We start from the raw sequence: 1,467 nt of genomic DNA, 5'->3' as shown, positions 1-1,467 counted from the left end.
TCCTCACCCCCGGCCCCTCTCCCAGAGGGAGAGGGGAGAAATCAGCATTCGATAGTGCCGCACGGCCGGCACGATGCCGGCCGCAACGTTGGTGGGGGCGATGCCCACCTTGAACAGATCGAAAACGCTCAGCGACATGACGCAACTTCCAGAAAAGCCCGGCCGGCGATCAGGCCGGATACACCGGAAAGCGCGCGCACAGCTGCGCCACCTGCCTGGCCACCTGCGCCTCGACATCGGCGTCGCCGAGGTGGTCGAGGATGTCGCAGATCCAGTTGGCCAGGACACGGCATTCCGGCACCAGGAAGCCCCGGGTGGTCACTGCCGGAGTGCCGATGCGCAGGCCGGAGGTGACGAACGGCGACTGCGGATCGTTCGGCACGGCGTTCTTGTTCACGGTGATGCCGACGCGACCGAGGGCGGCGTCGGCGTCCTTGCCGGTGATGCCCTGGCGGATCAGGCTGAGCAGGAACAGGTGGTTGTCGGTGCCGCCGGACACCACGTCGTAGCCGCGTTGGATGAACACCGTGGCCATGGCCTTGGCATTGGCGATTACCTGGGCCTGGTAGTCCTTGAACGACGGGTCCAGCGCTTCCTTGAAGCACACGGCCTTGGCGGCGATCACGTGCATCAGCGGGCCGCCCTGGGCACCGGGGAATACGGCGGAGTTCAGCTTCTTCTCAAGCTCCGCGTTGGCCCTGGCCAGGATCAGGCCGCCACGCGGACCGCGCAGGGTCTTGTGGGTGGTGGTGGTGACCACGTCGGCGTAGGGCAGCGGGTTCGGGTACAGACCGGCGGCGACCAGACCGGCGACGTGGGCCATGTCGACGAACAGCAGCGCGCCGACCTTGTCGGCGATGGCGCGAAAGCGCGGGAAATCGAGGGTCTTGGAGTAGGCGGAGAAGCCGGCGACGATCATCTTCGGCTTGTGTTCCACGGCCAGGCGCTCGACCTCGTCGTAGTCGATCAGGCCATTGGCATCGATACCGTACTGCACGGCGTTGTAGAGCTTGCCGGAGGAACTGACCTTGGCGCCGTGGGTCAGGTGGCCGCCGTGGGCCAGGCTCATGCCGAGGAGGGTGTCGCCCGCATTGAGCAGGGCGAGGTAGACGGCGCTGTTGGCCTGGGAGCCGGAGTGCGGCTGGACGTTGGCGTAATCGGCACCGAACAGTTGCTTCGCGCGGTCGATGGCCAGTTGCTCGACCTTGTCGACGAACTCGCAGCCACCGTAGTAGCGCTTGCCCGGATAGCCCTCGGCGTACTTGTTGGTCAGCTCGGTGCCCTGGGCCTGCATCACCTGCGGGCTGGCGTAGTTCTCAGAGGCGATCAGCTCGATATGGTCTTCCTGGCGCTGGGCCTCGTTGCGGATGGCGTCAAACAGCGCGGGGTCGAAATCGGACAGGGTGAGGCTCTTGTGGAACATGCTGGTTTCCTTCTTGTTCGGTTGAATGCAGCGCAAAGGGTCTG

Annotated in this window: 2 protein-coding genes; both read right to left on the bottom strand. The window is 65.4% G+C overall.

The window, feature by feature from the left end:
• Positions 1 to 3: 3 nt before the first annotated feature.
• On the bottom strand, positions 4 to 138 hold the full coding sequence (locus AAHM40_RS26965; protein WP_342247431.1) for a hypothetical protein: 135 nt from the start codon (positions 136 to 138) through the stop codon (positions 4 to 6).
• A 31-nt stretch (positions 139 to 169) separates the two neighbouring features.
• Complete coding sequence (gene glyA, locus AAHM40_RS26960) at positions 170 to 1,423, bottom strand: serine hydroxymethyltransferase (RefSeq protein WP_342247432.1); 1,254 nt, start codon at positions 1,421 to 1,423, stop codon at positions 170 to 172.
• Between the last annotated feature and the right edge of the window lie 44 nt (positions 1,424 to 1,467).

It is taken from the genome of Pseudomonas sp. OTU5201, assembly GCF_038440135.1.
GTDB classification, from domain to species: Bacteria; Pseudomonadota; Gammaproteobacteria; order Pseudomonadales; family Pseudomonadaceae; genus Metapseudomonas; species Metapseudomonas resinovorans.
Note: the sequence above shows the minus strand (reverse complement) of the source record. Positions and strands in the feature narration are given on the sequence as shown.

What these genes read in the sequence shown, in the direction of transcription:
- glyA (WP_342247432.1), bottom strand. Translation starts at nt 1,423, where the DNA reads ATGTTCCACAAGAGCCTCACCCTGTCCGATTTCGACCCCGCGCTGTTT.
- AAHM40_RS26965 (WP_342247431.1), bottom strand. Translation starts at nt 138, where the DNA reads ATGTCGCTGAGCGTTTTCGATCTGTTCAAGGTGGGCATCGCCCCCACC.